Below are 16188 nucleotides of genomic sequence, written 5' to 3'. Positions count from 1 at the left end.
AAGCCGGCAGGGAAGTCCCGGATGTCTGAAAACCAGTAGTTTTTTGACATTTGGGACTTCTTTTTTTGGGTTATGTAAATGGTAATCTTTATTTTTGCCACCCCTTCGAAAGAGGGAAGAACCGGTGAGGTGGATGAGTGGCTGAAATCAGTAGTTTGCTAAACTGCCGTACGGGTTAAACTGTACCGCGGGTTCGAATCCCGCCCTCACCGCTCTTAATTACCTTTTGCTGATTTGGTAATTTTGTTTTAGCCTTGCATAGGCAATCGGGAAGTAGCGCAGGCCGGTAGCGCACCTGGTTTGGGACCAGGGGGTCGCAGGTTCGAATCCTGTCTTCCCGACTTAGGAAAGCCCTTCAACATTGTTGGAGGGCTTTTTTGGTTTTTTGGGGAGATGTTGCCTAAAACTGTTAAAAGAAGTTTACCGGGAAGTAGCCTCGCCGAGACGGGGACCCAGGGGGTCGCAGGTTCGATCCCGAAGTGTCGGGATGTCTTCCCGACTTGAGAGAGCCCTTCAACATTGTTGGAGGGCTTTTTTGTTTTTTGGGTTTGTTGCGGGGAAGTAGTTATGAATAGTTATCCGATTTTCCAGTTTTGAAAGATTCGGTTTTTTGGAAAAAGGTCACCGAAGTGCAGAAGGCGTATAAATGTTGAGCGCTATCGATGCCGACTCCGTTATTGATAATATCAATATTACATGCTAATAAACGAATTTACAAAGCCTCAATTCTACTTTTGAGTTCTTGCAATCTATCTAAATTGCTAAACTGGATGAGACTTAATTTTAATTCTTCCAAAGAGGGCAGAGCGTTAGATTTTTTAAAGCACTGTGTTTTAATCAGAAGAATAGGGATTAAATAGTCTTTTCCAGATACAATGGTAAATAAACTGTTTAGGCTTGTAGCCCATTTCTGTTTAAGTTCAGTATACTTTGTCAGATAATCGGATTCACTTGTCGTTTCCAAAATTGAAGACTTAATACTCTCAATATCCTGCGATACCAAATCTGGACAGAAAGTAAATGTTTCTTTTGTTGCTATATGGTATTTATTGGCATTGTACAGTGTGTAATATTTCCCGAAGTAATCTGCTAACGAAAAATGAATAAAAAGCTCTATAAAGAACTCTGAATACTGTTCAAGCCAGTTTTCAAAATCAACTTCTTTTTCTATTACTTCTCTGGGTTTTGTCGCGCAGTTTAGATAAATGAAATGAATCATTGTATCTCTATCAAATAAGAAATTCTCAATGCAATAAGCATTTAAAACAAATAAGTTTTTCATAACCGGGATGCCATTTCCATGAATTATCGAAACGTCTCCGTCTACAATAAAAATTTTTTTTCTTCCATTTTCGGGCTCATTATGGCATCTCCTTAAAACAGCATCTTTATTTCCTAAAGGGGTTATGTCGTTTATAATGATATCGTTTTTGACTAATCGTTTAAATAAGACTTTATAAAATTCTTTATCCTTTTCCTCGTCTTCTGTAAAAATGTCAATGTCATTTCGGTAAGCGAGAAAGGTTGATGTTAATCTTTTGGCTTCTTCACTTAGTTCTATCATAGTGGTTTAATAATTGAGTTTATTGAGATCTTGACAATATTGTTCTCTCTTGACTTTTGAAATAATGGAGGGAGAATGAGTCGCCAAAATAAACTGTGTTTTGGGGCTGGCTTCAGTTATAGAGTTTACAAAAATTTCTTGCCAAGCAATATGTAACGAAAGTTCAGGTTCATCAATGATAAATACTCCGGATGGTTTTTGGTCCTCCTCAAATATCAAATGTGCGATCATTATGATTATTTGTTTTTCTCCGGAAGAAAGTTCAAACACGCTAGCAAGTTTTCCATTACTTAGTTTTACTTTAATCTCACCATCTTCAGCAATTTGAATTTGTTTTTTTCCCTCTTTTAAAAAGTTTGAAGTTATGTTTTCAAGTCGTTTAATTGGAGCTCGTAACTCTGCAATTTTTTCTTGATAAGTTTGACTAAAGTTTATTATTTCATCAATTCTTCTTAATTGGGAGCTATTGTTAAACCATTTCCGTAACACCTTAAATTGATCATCTGAAATACCTTTAGTCGTTTCATTTTTTTCTTTATACTCATTGTTTTGCTCAACAATTCTTTGCATCTGTTGAAAGAAACTATTAACATTGTAGTCGAGGTATGCTATATCTAGATTTTTAATGGCCTTTAAAACCTTCTCTTTTTTATCTGCTATCACACTATCGGTTTCAGGAATTTGTTCTAAATTGTAATCATCAATAAAGTTGAAAGAAAGTTGGAAGATTTTTCTTTTAAACTCCTCACTTATTTTAGGTTGTTGATAAGCTATAATTCTGAAGTATTCGAAAATGAGAAACTGGACATCTTCTAAACTGCTATCAATAGCAGACGCCCCAGGCGACCCTTCGTAATACTTTCTTTTCTTAGGATAACCATACATTCTTCTATGTTTAAATCGCCTGTCAATAGCTTTCCCTTCGTAGATTTTTCTATCTAGGCCTAGAAATTTTGGCGTTGCGATCTCTCTAATTATTTTTGTTAACTCACTTAAATCAAACAGTTCTTTAAGAGACTGCTCTCGCAAGGAAATCTCTTCAATATCATAGTTTTCATCTTCTGGTCTAACAAATCTTGGAAACACTACCGGTTCGAAATCACCAGCATGCGATTTTAAACGCAAAGTAAATACGTCTTGATCGATGCTTTGTTCCGCTCTAATTACAATGTCTTTTTCATTGTCTTTACTGGAACAAATTAGCTCTGCAAAAGTATAATCAATTTGATTCAGGTAATGATATGAAGGAGAAATTAAGCCTAATATCAATTTAAGGGCACTAGTTTTTCCAGAGCCATTAATCCCAATTAAGAAAGTAAGATCTGGAAAGAAATCAATGTCATAGTTCAAGTATCCATGAACTTTTCCTGCTTTGAATGAATTTATTTTCATTTTCTATATTGTCATGTTTTTGAATCGAAGGGTTCGTCAAACATTACGGCAATTTTAGATGCACGCAATGCAAATAATTATAACTGTGTTTTATTTAAGCACATTTATATATCTGAGAGTAGAACATTAAGAAATAACCCAGTAAAACCCGTTTAAAACCTTTATCTGTTACTCTCCAACTACCATAACGGCGTATACCAACCATTGGTACTCACATGTTCAATCATACTCTTCAGAAATAGTCTATAAGGCGATGGTCTTTGCAAAAGCTTGTTCTCAGACCGGAGAGTAGGAATGATTCTCAGGATTATGGAATTGCCGCTGTACGAAATATTTGCAGATGTTGGTGGAAGATGTCATATTCAGATAAGGTTTGTTAACGATGAAAGTAATAAAAGTTTTATTTTATTCAAATAGCTCGCTTTTTTCGAAACTATTTTCACAGGTTTCATGATTACGATCAAGTGTCGTTTCATATAACCAAACCAATGTTCGGCCATTTATATATACTGTCATCTGGCGTGGTATAAAAAGGGGAAAAATCCCCCCCGGCGAGGTTTGCGTGTTATTTGATAGCAGGGGAGATGTTGCTTACTGAAGTTGCAATTCACATAGCGAAAGAGATTCAACCTGTATAACCCAACCAGCATTTCAGCCTACGCGAAAGACTGCATGTTTTGGTCGATACCGTTCTTACGCAGTTCACTACAAGCCCGGGACGCCCATAAGCCGGGAACCCGAAAGCCATCTTAACAATAGCTTCCTCAATTTCAGGAGTGACAAGATTTTTAGGAATGGCTTTACGACGGCTGATTTCTAAAGCGGCTCCTTGCCGCCATTGGATAGAGTTATTGGATAAATGTGGTTACTTAAATTTACTCCCAGTTGTCAGATCAACTCTTACCTTCCACATTCTTACTCATCAGAAGTCATTTTTATCGTTCTTAGCCACCTTTCAACTAAAGCCTCCCAATCTGCAATTGGTAATTTTTCCCAGTTTGGAATTTTTTGTGCAGATTCATTTAATCCGAAAGCATGACCTCCCTCAGCATACACATGGTATTCTGCATGAACGCCTGCTTTTTGCAGTGCTATATAATAAACAAGAGAGTTTTTAATATTATCAATATTGTCGTTTCCAGCTTGTAAAATGAATGTGGGCGGCGTTTCTTTATCTACAGGAATTGTTGGGTTTAGTTCATAGGGTTTCGTAGTGTGAAAGGTCATATGCCCGGGATAAAAAACAATTCCGAAATTTGGTTTACAAGTCACTTTGTCAAAATCATCCGTTAATTCATAAACTCTTTTCCGATAGTTTGTACTCAAATCAGCTACTAAGTGCCCGCCTGCAGAAAATCCCATGACGCCGATTTTATTTGGATCAATATTCCATTCTTTTGCTCTGGCCCGAATAAGTCCTAAACTTCTTTGCGCATCTTGTAAGGCTAACGGTTTTATCGGGTCTTTTTCGCACTTACAACTGTCGTCCGCATGCGGTCCGGATGCAGGAACTCTATATTTCAAAAGTATTCCGGTAACACCAATAGAAGCTAACCACTTACAGATTTCAGAACCTTCGAGATTAATAGCAAGTTTGTTATAGCCACCACCTGGATAAACTATAATTGCAACACCCGTATTTTTCCCTTTGGGTGAATAAACGGTAATTGTCGGTTTTGAAACATTTTTTACCATCCCATCGTTGTAGGATTCTGTTCCTTTTACAAGTTCAAAATCTGGAATTGTGTTGCTCCAAACAGGTATTTCTTTTTGGGTATTTTCTACGTCAATAACTCTGGTGACATTCGGTTCGCTTTTCTTTTCTTTTTTTTCCAGACAAGAAATCAGGCTGAAACCAATAATTAGAACTGACAGTATTTTAGAAAAATTCATATCATTATTACTTAGGACTTTTATAAATTCCAGGTTGCTAATGGACCAAAAGAGGATTTACAGTTACGAGCGAAATATGTATCGGTAGTGCGTAAAGCGCCACTAGTGTTGCTATCGGATACGATTGTCAAGTATGGGAAAGGTTATTCGATATTGTCTACACTTGATCTCAATTGAATAATACCTAATAATTTAATGTCATAGTTGTTGTTTTTTAATTTGAAATCACTCACATAATAATGTATCAAAGTCAATTGTGAGCTGAGTGCTGCCATACTGGTCAACTGTAACCCACTTGTAGTTTTTTAATATATAGGCATTACCTCCATCGAGTTTGACCCATTCATCAATTCCTTTTGCTCCATATCTTAAATCTTCTTTTGTCGATAATCCCATCGGAGCAGTATAGGTTCTATTTTTTGTTAAATATTTGCAATTGCCGTTTTTCACACCCTCGTCTGCTTGTGCTTGTGAAATATATTTTGACTTTGTCAATGTTGGCAACGTATTATTTACCTGCATAGGAGTCATTGAAGTTGCGCAAGATGTAAGAATGAAAATTATCGCAATAACAACTATCTGGATTTGCCTTATCATTTTTTTGAAATTTTGAAGTCAATTGATTGTCTTGCAGTATGAAAAGTAATATTATAGTTGAGAAGGTATTGTCCCAGCCATTTATCTACTCTAAGGGTGAGGATTGCTTTTTTCGCCATGATAGCATTTCGCTTGATCGAACTAAACCCTGGATTTGTAAACGCTAGTGGTACACGCCGTGTTTACGTATATTTATTGTCCAATTTTGTTGGCCAAATATTCCGTGTCATTACGTAGTAAAGCATCTAAACAGTCAATTACATCTTGTTTAGTCTGTCCGGTTTTGTCCGACGTATAGTTTTCATTAATTTTTTCCTTTAGACCGAAAAATGTTTTTATTTTTTTGGGTCGCTTGTAGAAAATGTAGAATTCATATTTGTTTGGGTGGCCAACTGCTGAAATTGAAAGTCCATGTTTGTTGTCTTTGTTCTCTATTTCAAGGGATGGGGAATAAAAAATTTCACTTTCTTTGGCCAATTCCATTTTCCCCAATAAATCGGTCCAGGGGATATTTTCAAATTGTTCAATGATTTTATCCTTTTGTATATCTCGAAGTTCTATTGTGTCCCGTTTAAATGGATCGCAAAATGATCCTCTAAAATTCATGATCATAGTTATTTGAATTGTTCGTTTGTGAAAGGTCATTTAAGAGGGTTGAAGTTAACAATTCAAAAGCATATATAGTAGCTCGAATAGGTGCCAATAACAAAGCCCTCCAACTTCCGTTGAAGGGCTTTGTTATTGGTAATGGACACCTACTCACAACTTCACAAACCTCCCAAACCATTCCTTCGCCCCATCATTAACCCGTATCGTATACGTCCCTGTTGCTAATCCCGACACATTTGCCTGCCAGATGCTTTGATCTTTCAGTTCTTTGGCCATCACCTGCCTGCCCGCAAGATCAAACAGGACAAGTTTTATTTTTTGCTGTTTACCGGTATGTTTTATGGTGATGGTGTTACCTGACGGATTGGGATAAAACGGTTAATACTGCTGCTTCTTTTTTCAATTACGATTTTAGCGATGGGACTGTAAGTGCACCGTGCATCGCTGTCCACCTGTTTCAGGCGATAATGGTTATGCCTTGCGCAGGTGCATTGTCGGTAAAGTTGTAATAGTGCGTACCGCTGTTGTCAGCCGCATGGATGAGTCCGATTTTTCTAAAAAAAAACACCATCGATGCTGTGCTCTATTTCAAAGTGCGATGTGTTGATTTCATCCGCTGTTTGCCCTGGCAGCAGCGCATTTTCATTTTGCTAAAGGAAGAAAAACAAAACAGATGAAGTGGTATTCGGTGCCTTGCCCGGTAAGGGTTGTTAGCGCTGATAGCTAAAGATGCCTAGCCATCTATCCAGGCGGTGACCGGGTTGTCGTTTCGTGTATATAAAGCAAGTGTATTTTCATTACCCGCATTTACATTCGGGTCACCGGTATAGTTATATCGATTGCCCGCCGTCTACCAGGAAGTTAGCACCTGTTACGAAAGATGCCTCCTCACTTGCGAGATAATGAATCATACCGGCCACTTCGTCTGCTTTGCCCATTCTTCCGGCAGGAATACTTTGTATTAACTGGTTTTCCAAGTGCTCATCCAGGCCGATTTTATGCATGATTTCCGTAGCAACGGGGCCGGGGCTAACCGCGTTCACACGTATTTTCCTGGATGCCAGCTCCAGTGCGGCGATTTTTACAGTCGCATTGATGGCTGATTTGCTGGCTGCATATACAGAAGCGCTTTGCGGAGAGATGGTTGCCGATGTGGAAGATAGCATGATCACGGAAGCACCTTCACCAAGTAGCGGAATAAACCGGCTCAGGGTAAAATAAGCCCCCTTGAAGTTGACATTCATTATTTCATCAAATACACTTTCTGCTGTTTTTTCTATTGTTGAAAACCGGGTAATGCCGGCATTGACTAACAGGATATCGACCTTACCGAATTGTTGTGCAACCTGCTGCACAAGTTTGTCGATGTCGGCTAAGTTACTTTGGTCCGCTACGAAGCCGGTTACCTCGAGTTCAGCCACGGCTGCTTCGACGGCCTCTTTTCTCCTTCCCGTGATAATGACATTTGCCCCGTGAGCTTTGAGCCTTTTCGCTGCAGCATAGCCGATACCGCTGTTGCCGCCGGTTATTACGGCAATTTTATTTTTGAGCGTTTGCATGGTTATTTATTTTATTGGTTATGGAGTATTACAGGGTGAATGTTGTTCCCGTCATTTCTTCGCTAAGCGTCCACAGTTGTTTTGCACTGGCTTCATCCAGCGAATACGGATTTACGCCTTTTCCTTCGGACACATTTGTATTTGGCGAGGCGATGTCCGCATCCTCACAGTATACACCACCAATAGTATTTAACAAAGGAGAGGTAGCGCACCAGACTGTTGTGGCAGCACCTTGCGGAATTGTTTTAAGCGCTGCGGCTACTTCCGGCAGCATATTGCCGTCCGCGTCCACGAACCCCATTTGCTGAAACAGCTCTAATGGTGCTTCTCTGCCGAGCTCCGTTCCGCCGATAGAGCCGGGATGTACGGCATAAACTCTTACGTTGTAGTCGCGTGCACGGTTGTCAAGTTCCATTGAAAAAAGATTAACCGCTGTTTTTGACTGGCCGTAAGCTGCCAATGTTTCGTATGCACGGTGCAGAAAATTGGGGTCTTCGAAATTAAAAGGCGAAAATTGATGTCCCTGCGAAGACACATTGATAACCCTGGCGCCACCCGCTTTTTTAAGGGCAGGCCATAATCTGGCCGTAAGTTGAAATTGTGCCAGGTAGTTGGTCGCCAGTTGTGATTCGATACCACGCTGGTCGCGGCGAAGGGGTACCCACATGATACCTGCATTATTGATGAGCAAATGCAGCGGCCGGCCGGACGCCATAAAACTGTTGGCAAATGCATCAATGGATGCCGGATCGAGCAGGTCCATTGACATGATTTCTACATTGTTGATGTTCTCCAGGTTTTTCCGGGCCTTTTCAATATCCCTTGCAGGTACTATTACTGTTGCGCCTGCTGCTGCCAGTGTTCTCGTTGTTTCCAGGCCTATACCCGTATTGCCACCGGTTACAATGGCGATCTTACCTGTAAGATCGACGCCTTTGATTACATCGCTGGTGGTTGATTTTGCATTAAAGCCGGAGCCGGTTGATTGTTGTAAGGCTCCCTGATAATTGTTCTGTGTCATTGCTGTTTATTTTTATTTGTTGAAACAAAAATAGACAGCCGCGACGCTGGTGGCTTTGTTGAAACGTCCGAAGTTGTTTTGTTCAAAAGGTCATTGCCGGATGCGTGATTCCTATTGAGCCGGTTCCCAATACAAAGCCCTTCAACAGTGTTGAAGGGCTTTGTTAATGTCTTGTGCTTCTATCAACCCACTCACAACTTCATAAACCTCCCAAACCATTCCTTCACCCCATCATTAACCTGTATAGTATAAGTTCCTTTAGCAAGACCCGATACATCGGCCTGCCAGATGCTTTGATCTTTCAGTTCTTTAGACATTACCTGCCTGCCGGCAAGATCGAACACGGTAAGCTGTATTTTTTGCTGGTTACCCGTGTACTTTATGGTGATGGTATTACCTGCCGGGTTGGGAAAAACGGTTAACACCGCCACTTCTTTTTCAAATGCGACTGTCGCAATAGGACTGTAAGTATACCGCGCATCTTTGTCTACTTGTTTCAGGCGGTAATAGTTAACACCTTGCGCAGGTGCATGGTCGGTAAAGCTGTAATAATGCGTGCCGCTGTTATCAGCAGCATGGACGATACCGATTTTTCTGAAAATAACACCATCATTGCTGTGCTCTGTTTCAAAATGCGATGTATTTATTTCATCGGCTGTTTGCCATTGCAGCAACACTTTTTCGTTTTGCTTGACGGCAGAGAAGGAGAGCAGGCGAAGCGGCAGTGTACCTGTTGTACGCCCTAGTATATATTCGGTACTTTGCCCGGTAAGCGTTAGAGTATTACCGGTCATATCCAAAGCAGCGCCACCATCTGTCCAGGTAGTGACCGAGTTGTCGTTCCGTTTAAATAGCGCCAGTGCATTTTCATTACCCACATTTACATCGGTGTTGCCGGTGTAGTTGTATACGGCCGTGTATTGCGGCGAGGTGCCGCCTGCCTGGAAGACACCGAAGTATTTATTTATTGTACCAATGCTACCGACACCATTTAGGGTATTCGGCTGTTCATCTACCCTGTATACTTGTATTCCATCCGGATTGCCTGCTGAAGAAGTTACCGTAAAACTTTCACCGTTGGCATGAGCAATGGTTGCCGTTTTCACCGCATTTACATAATCGTGTTCCGACGCATTGCCAACAGGAGCACCGCTTGTTATCCTCGATGAGCCGTTGATGAGTACACCATATTGTGAATTGCCACTTTTGTCAAAAACGGAGGTGCCCAACGTTTCATCAAAGTTGTAGTAAGCTGACAAATCATTGAAAAGTATATCTGTGTTGGTGATTTTTTTGCACATCCTGTCGCGGATCTGGCTTTGGGTGAGTGCTGCATTCCAAAAACGGATTTCATCCAAAGTGCCCTGGTGCGGTGAGCCACCTGAGCAACAGGAGTTGTTCATCCCCAGCCGCCAGGGCCGGTCGCCGTTTTGTATGGCCCCGCCATTGGTAGGTATAGTTCCCGGCTGCTGGATGCCATCTACATACAGGACAAGATTATTGCCATCGTTTACTACCGCCACATGATGCCAGGTATTGTCATTGATTACTTTCGTTGTTTGCAGTTCCAGGTCGCCACAGCAGAGGCCATGCCATACACCGATCATGCCACCGTTGGTCGTAATTCCAAAATCGCCATCCGAAGTGGCGCTGTTCGCATTGCCCAGTATGGTTGGTTTTTGCCAGTAGGTGCTGCTGATTCTGTTCTCTGTTGTTTTGATCCAGAAGTCGATGCTAAATTGCGTAGCGCCATTTAGTACCGGAGGCAGTTGCACATAATCGTCCACACCATCGACGGTAATGGCATTGCCGCTACCAGGCTTATTGGTGGCTACTTCGTTAAAGTATTGGGTGGCTATCTGCGCCGGCGACAATACTCCGTCATAAATTTTTACCTCATCAAGACTTCCGCCGGAGAGCAGAAAGGCGATGTTGCCATTTTCATAAGCTGCACCTATTAAAACAGGCGTATTGTCATATTGTATCGGACCTGCATAGCTGCCCGTAGCGACCTGCAAGCCATCTGCATAAAGCGACATACTGTGGTTCACAGCGTCTATTGTATAAACAATAAATTTCCAGTCATCAAAATTCTGAGGTGTCGAAAGAAAGACAAAGTCGCCACAGGAAAAGGAGTTGGAAACATAACCATTGAAATTATTATTAATTGTTCCAAATTGCCAGGAGTCATTGATGCAGCTACCAATGGCCTTATCGACAAAAGAATTTAAAAGATTGGTCGCTCCAACTTTTGCCCAACAGGAAATAGAGATGCTACCCGGCCGAAGCAAAGCGTTGTCAGCAATGCTGATATAACCGTTCCCCGGAAAGCTCATGGCACTGTTGGCAATGCCATACCTGTCGGCAACAGGTGTAAGCGTGCCATTGATAACGCCGTTCAGTCCATTACCACTTACATCGTTGGCATTGCCATTGAGCGGATAACTGGCTACAAGCGTTTGGGCGGCAGCCGGGTGGCAACTACCAATAAACCCCAGTGTCATTACAATAAAAAAGGGGAATAAAAGCTGTTTTTTCATAATCGAGGAATTGACTGATTGGGTTGAAGGCATCGCATCAATTTCCCAAATCAGGATGTTTTGCTGATTTACCCGCTGAGGTTTTTTTGTAATAAGAAGTTTAATGGGTACCGTAAAACTAAGTGCCCGGCTTAATCAACGATATCATTAAAAAAGATGATTTTGGATAATTACTGTATCATTTTCCGCAATGCATCCATATCAAAATGCTGTTCCCAGTTGGTAAAGAGCCTTGTTGAGTGTCCTCTATCCTTGCCGATCTCGTAACGGAACTGTACTTCTGTCAACAGCGGTTTTGCGGGCTGACCGTTATTGGCCGTAAAATAGGCCGGGTTTAAAACATACAGCGCCGATGTTTTTTCTCCTTCTGCTTCGTAAAATTTCCCCAAAGCCTCCAACCTGGTGTTGGCATCTTTCAGCCAATTGTTGTTATCGACTACTGCCGGCTTTTGCAGCCATTCGGGTTTTTGTTTGGTCAGTAGTTCATTCACTTTTGCTTTTTTGGCTTCATAGATTTTGGGGTAAGCAAGTTTGTCGGCCTCCAAAGCTGCCAGTGTTCTTTTTGCAGATTCGGACGTATTATTACCTATGTTTTTAATTTTTTCTGCAATGGCATATTCAAAATTGGCCTTCTCTATTTCAAAATATTCCAGCATGTCCTGCAGGTATTGTTTACGACTTACGGGAATCACTAGTGGCACACCGGACCGGGTGATAAAATAGCGGCGATCTATCCATTGGTACGAATCAGGGCCATGTTTATCATACCGGCCACCCATTTCCCAATGTTCAACATAGCCATTGCCGTTGTTGAGTTTCAGAAAATCATCATGAAAATTTTTATAAGCATCAGAGCGGCTGCCGAGCAGCAGGGCTTCTGAAATATATTGCGATACGCGACTGGGATTGGATTTTTTTTCTTTTTCAAAATCGGGACCCGCTTTTGCTTCTATGGAAATGTCGTAAACCGGGTTACCGTATTTTATATAAAACTCTCCGGTACCACCAGCTTTGGCACCCGTTGGAAGGTAGGGGTTCATCTCTACCCTGAAAACTGTTCTGTATTCATCTACTATTTTGACTGCATGCTCCGTTACATGGCAAACGAATGGATAAACGCCCAGCTGGTAAACATACCTGGTGTAAATATTTTTACCATAATTACTACTGCCGGTCGTGCTAAAACTTACCCGGGCGGCACAGCCTGTCAATTTAAAATTGGTACGGCTGGCTTCTTCCAGCTTTTCAATGGCGATGAGGTTTTTCATCATCACCGATTTTTCGGCGGATGTGCCTTTTAAAGCGAATCCATATTTCGTATTGTTATGGTCTGTATAAATTCCGGCCACATCATCAGCACTTCCATTGCAGGGCGCAGGCGGGTTGGTTATTTTTTTTATTGCCTGGGAAAAAATAACCGTATTTGCGAACACAACTGCTGAAAGGATAACAAACTTTTTCATGGTGTGGTGTACTATTTAACTACTAAAAAACAGGAATAATTATTTGAAAATGCCGGTGCCATTTACGGAGGCCGCACCGCTGTTAAGGCTCATTCTGCCTTCCACACCGGCACTTGCGCCAATGGCGCCTGCGCCTGCCGCCGCTTCCACACCGCCTACGAGCACCACATCGGTAACACCAGTTCTGTCTATTTCAATATCTGCGCCCACGCCAGCGCTTACACTGGCTTGCAATGGCCCCAGCTTGCCCCCGGCACTTACTTTAGGACCTACACTGACTGTACAATTTTTAAAGGAATCGCCAAACCCTGCGTGGTCCAGATCCTGGTTTAAAGTGCCGCCGATCACCCCGACATTAACCGTGGTAGTCAGTCCGCTGCAGGTAAGCGTCATGGTAAAGCCGAGTTTTGCACTGCCGAATTCACTGTTGATGGTACAACCGGGATTTTTGAATTCCGTCAGCCGGCCGCCTTTACCTGCTGCCTCATCGGCACAATCATATTTTGTTATGCTGGCAAAGTTGAATCCGTTTTGAATTAAACTCAGGTCTTTCAGCCATTGCGCCTGCAATCCTGCATAGATGCCCGGCAGCAGCTCGGGATAAGTGTTATAAAGCGAGGAGTAGGCTATTTCATTGAGCAGTTGCTTCTCAGCAGCAAGGTAATCATTGTACAATCCTTCTAATTTGGTATTGTAGGGCTTTAAAAATGCATCCGATGCTTTTACCGATTCCCGGCAGATCATTTCCAATGTCGTACTTCCGCCTTCGCCCACGTCGCTCATTTTCTTGTTGATGACAACCATTGCATCGTCATACTTTTTCTTTAAAGTACCGCCTTCCCCAGTTAAATAATCCCTGATGCTTTGGGCCGCAGCCTGTTTTTTTTGTTGCAGGTTTTTCAGCACTATATTTTCTCTTGCATTCATTTTATCTGCATACAGGGGTGCTCTCACCATTTTCATTGCTTCACCCGCGCTTACCGAACCGGGGTTTGCTTTGGTCTTGTTCAGGGCGTCCATAAATTGCTTTTGCTGTTGTTCTAATTGATGCAGCGTTTGTTTATTGGACTCCTCGACGGCTTTTTGTAATGGTTTTAGACGTTGATCAATGTCTGCCCTGAATTGTTTCCATACCCGGTCCAGCGCCTTACATTCTGCTACTGATTTTGGAAAGGCGGGCATAGCGAAGCCCCCAAGGTTAAGCAAATCGTCGCTTTTATTGGCAGGTGGAAAATTGTTGTAATCACCAGTGCCGGGGGGGTAGCCCAGGCTTTTCAACAGATCTGCCCTTGTACCGCTGTACCCCTGTTTGAAAGCGGCTTTGGCCGCAGCGGCGGCGGCAGTTTTGTTGCCCCTGCCTTTGGCAATCAAACACATTGTCTGGTTGGCCTGCGGATGTGATGCCGCAAGTGCAAGAGTGGTGTCTAAATATTTTTGGGCTTTGTCCACATCGCCTGCAGCAAACCAGGCCTGGCCAAGATTATTGAGAATGGTGCTGTTGTTTTTAAACCGGTTATTGAGGTTGTTCAGAATAGGGATTGCCATTTCAGGTGCTCCCATCATTGTGAGCATCGAAGCATAGTTATTCAGGTTGTCGGTGTTAGTGGCATCCTCTTTACAAACCTGTGCCATTAAACTCAATGCAATCTGGGTACGACCGCCTACCCACAACGCTGTAGCAGCGTTACCCATTTCAGCGGTCGTTGCTCCTTTCTCTTTCAGGTCTTTATAGATATCGGAGGCTTTATTTTTTGCGGCAGGCAACACAGCGGCAGAGGTGGCGGTGCCTGTATTGCTGATAAATGTACTGATCGTTGCATTGGAAGGTGTGGCGGCAATGGTTTTGGTATTGCTGGCAGCAACAGCGCCGGTTGTCACCTTATTGGCTTGGGTTGATTGGTTGTTGTTTACCTGGTTGATGGCAGCATTCATTGCTTTTCCCGCCCCCATCGCATTCATCATACTATCATACATTCTTTTGGCCTCAGGACTCATTTTCGAAGTTGTTTCATTCAGTTTTTTCATCGCCTCGGCCATCCTTTTTTTATCCGCTTCCATTTGTTCTTTGGACGGTTTTTGGGCAAAAGCAGCAAGTGTTGCCATACTGAATAAAAGAAGAAATGATATCTTTTTCATTTGCATACGAGTGTTTAATCAAATCTTATGAAAGCGAAGAATCGTTTCTATTTTATTTTTGTCATAATTACAGTCATACAAACTCATCAAATTTTCCCAATCATTTTTCCCATATTTTCTTGCGTAAAATCGAATGAAGTAATTGGTGGCTGCACCTGAGCCATATTTTCTTTCCAGTATATTCCCTTTTACGGAAAATAATCCCTGGCTTTTAAATTTCTTGTTCTTGATCAGGTCGTTGTAATAGTCATATCCGACTGTATAGGCCGATTGCGTTAGCACATAATACCTGCCTTCTGCGAGGTAGCTGGTAACCGTACTTAAACTATTGCCATATAGACCGCTGTTGGAACCCCAGGTACCTGTCAACTGCTTTTTATAATCGATGTTTTTTCCGGTAACACCATTTATTTTTAAAGTGAACAGGAGAAAGTTTAAAGCCATCTCTGTTTCACTGCCCAGTATATTATCGGCTGAGTTAACAATTGCTACATTGGTTCCTGCCTGTATAAGCAGCACGGTACCTTTGATAACATCGCTGCCATTTTTGCTAATGCTGTTGCTTAGCATATAGTAAGGCAGCCCTTGAGCCGTCAATCCTTTTTCATGATCACCCTGTTCAAACAGAAGATTATTGGGACTGTTATGCAGGCTCCAGCCATCAAAGACCTCAAAGAAAATATGCTCCATATCCTTTTCTAAACTGCCCGACGATTGTATCAGACCCATAAACTCAATAATTCTTTTACCGGTATTCGTGTTTTTTTCTACCGTTAAAGTATTGCCCGCGGCATTTAAGCTCCAGGTAGGCGGAACGGTAATGGAGTAAGTGCTTTTGCTTCCCGGATCCGTTACAGTATTTGTTGACGAAACAGGTTTTTGTGCGGTTGCCGTTTCGTTTAAGGCAAGGCTGTTTATAAAATCCAGTAGCTGGTTTTGATATTTATCGGTATTGGTTAATATAACCACATTAGCCATTTTGCCGTTTCCGGTGGCGGTGATGAGTGTTACCCATCCTTTATTGGTTCCATCGGTATAGCGGGCCTGCCCGGAAACAATGTCCCATCCTTTTTCAACAGAAGCTTGCATGGCTGGTTCTCCAGAAACGGATACGGTCCCTTTGACGAGTTTATCCCAACTGTTAGTAAAGTTTTCCGGCGAGGCTGCCGCGGTTGCGGTCGAACGTAAAATAACAGCGGCTGCATAATTTCCCTGGCCGTCATTTTTCGTGGAGAGTTGTATGCCTTGCGGCGTTTCTGTTTTATCCCAGTCTTTGGGCAGGGTGTAACTCAATACATCAAAAACCTGTTTTTGAGCCAGAGCGGATGCAACCAGGACGAAATTCATGGCAACAAGCATTACTTTTTTCATACATAAAATTGGTAGGGTGAATGTAGGCGGCTACGGCAGCTTG

The 16188-nt window shown here is 42.2% G+C and carries 11 protein-coding genes, 2 tRNA genes and 1 pseudogene; 2 read left to right on the top strand and 12 right to left on the bottom strand.

Going from position 1 to position 16188, the window contains the following annotated elements:
* The first annotated feature begins 123 nt into the window (after positions 1–123).
* A tRNA-Ser gene (locus H608_RS0112430) sits at positions 124–212 on the top strand.
* A gap of 55 nt (positions 213–267) precedes the next feature.
* Positions 268–341, top strand: a tRNA-Pro gene (locus H608_RS0112425).
* Positions 342–712: 371 nt separating this feature from the next.
* On the opposite strand, the gene H608_RS0112420 is transcribed toward H608_RS0112425, so the two are convergent.
* The 12 genes and pseudogenes from H608_RS0112420 to H608_RS0112355 all read right to left on the bottom strand — a co-directional run bounded on the left by H608_RS0112420 (position 713) and on the right by H608_RS0112355 (position 16145).
* Positions 713–1564 carry a DUF4435 domain-containing protein gene (locus H608_RS0112420; RefSeq protein WP_028787950.1) on the bottom strand — a complete coding sequence of 284 codons (852 nt, stop codon included), beginning with the start codon at positions 1562–1564 and terminating at the stop codon, positions 713–715.
* A 6-nt stretch (positions 1565–1570) separates the two neighbouring features.
* On the bottom strand, positions 1571–2956 hold the full coding sequence (locus H608_RS0112415; protein WP_028787949.1) for an AAA family ATPase: 1386 nt from the start codon (positions 2954–2956) through the stop codon (positions 1571–1573).
* A 915-nt stretch (positions 2957–3871) separates the two neighbouring features.
* The gene (locus H608_RS22275; protein ID WP_051268267.1) at positions 3872–4849 is read right to left on the bottom strand and encodes an alpha/beta hydrolase; all 978 of its coding nucleotides are present in this window, start codon (positions 4847–4849) and stop codon (positions 3872–3874) included.
* Positions 4850–5074: 225 nt separating this feature from the next.
* Positions 5075–5446, bottom strand: a complete 372-nt coding sequence (locus H608_RS0112400; RefSeq protein ID WP_028787948.1) for a hypothetical protein — start codon at positions 5444–5446, stop codon at positions 5075–5077.
* A 192-nt stretch (positions 5447–5638) separates the two neighbouring features.
* Positions 5639–6052 (bottom strand): hypothetical protein, encoded by a 414-nt coding sequence (locus H608_RS0112395; RefSeq protein WP_038008493.1) that lies wholly within the window; start codon positions 6050–6052, stop codon positions 5639–5641.
* 153 nt (positions 6053–6205) lie between these two features.
* A pseudogene (locus tag H608_RS24950) lies at positions 6206–6415 on the bottom strand (T9SS type A sorting domain-containing protein); the annotation flags it as partial.
* A gap of 470 nt (positions 6416–6885) precedes the next feature.
* A complete protein-coding gene (locus H608_RS0112380; protein ID WP_028787946.1) occupies positions 6886–7614 on the bottom strand; it encodes an SDR family NAD(P)-dependent oxidoreductase in 729 nt (242 codons plus the stop codon).
* A 28-nt stretch (positions 7615–7642) separates the two neighbouring features.
* Positions 7643–8635, bottom strand: a complete 993-nt coding sequence (locus tag H608_RS0112375) for an SDR family NAD(P)-dependent oxidoreductase (RefSeq protein ID WP_028787945.1) — start codon at positions 8633–8635, stop codon at positions 7643–7645.
* A 191-nt stretch (positions 8636–8826) separates the two neighbouring features.
* Positions 8827–11175 (bottom strand): LamG-like jellyroll fold domain-containing protein, encoded by a 2349-nt coding sequence (locus tag H608_RS0112370; RefSeq protein WP_162142876.1) that lies wholly within the window; start codon positions 11173–11175, stop codon positions 8827–8829.
* A gap of 170 nt (positions 11176–11345) precedes the next feature.
* Positions 11346–12638: a hypothetical protein gene (locus H608_RS0112365; RefSeq protein WP_028787943.1), complete on the bottom strand. Its 1293-nt coding sequence runs from the start codon at positions 12636–12638 to the stop codon at positions 11346–11348.
* Positions 12639–12677: 39 nt separating this feature from the next.
* Entirely contained in the window at positions 12678–14774 is a 2097-nt protein-coding gene (locus H608_RS0112360) for a hypothetical protein (RefSeq protein ID WP_028787942.1), read from the bottom strand.
* An 18-nt stretch (positions 14775–14792) separates the two neighbouring features.
* The gene (locus H608_RS0112355) at positions 14793–16145 is read right to left on the bottom strand and encodes a hypothetical protein (protein ID WP_028787941.1); all 1353 of its coding nucleotides are present in this window, start codon (positions 16143–16145) and stop codon (positions 14793–14795) included.
* Positions 16146–16188 lie beyond the last annotated feature (43 nt).

Origin of the sequence: Terrimonas ferruginea DSM 30193 (genome assembly GCF_000425585.1) — a bacterium.
GTDB classification, from domain to species: domain Bacteria; phylum Bacteroidota; class Bacteroidia; order Chitinophagales; family Chitinophagaceae; genus Terrimonas; species Terrimonas ferruginea.
Note: the sequence above shows the minus strand (reverse complement) of the source record. Positions and strands in the feature narration are given on the sequence as shown.